The sequence below is a fragment of the Bradyrhizobium sp. Mp27 genome (assembly GCF_029953005.1).
GTDB lineage: Bacteria > Pseudomonadota > Alphaproteobacteria > Rhizobiales > Xanthobacteraceae > Bradyrhizobium > Bradyrhizobium barranii.
In genome coordinates this window covers 1-216 of record NZ_JASAUS010000910.1, presented here as the reverse complement: position 1 = coordinate 216, position 216 = coordinate 1, and the positions used below count along the sequence as shown (strand labels likewise).

General features: G+C 65.3%; 1 pseudogene. It reads left to right on the top strand.

The annotated features are described in order from the left end of the window. Positions 1-107 precede the first annotated feature (107 nt). Positions 108-216: pseudogene (locus QJT78_RS52985) on the top strand (transposase); the annotation flags it as partial.

Sequence of the window (216 nt, the reverse complement as noted above, 5' to 3'; positions counted from 1 at the left end):
AACGCTCAGGTCAACCAAGCCGTTCCGATGACACTGCTGGGGCCCGGCGTCACGCGACGCCGCGGCCAGCCGCGCGCGTAGCCTGTGCGGTAAAATACGCGCTTACGATCATTTCGAGCGCCATGGTGGCCGCGATCGGCACTGGAGACGTCTTCTCCAAAGGCCGTGACTTCGGCGCCTGGCTCGGACTGGTGCCCAAGCAGATCTCGACGGGAG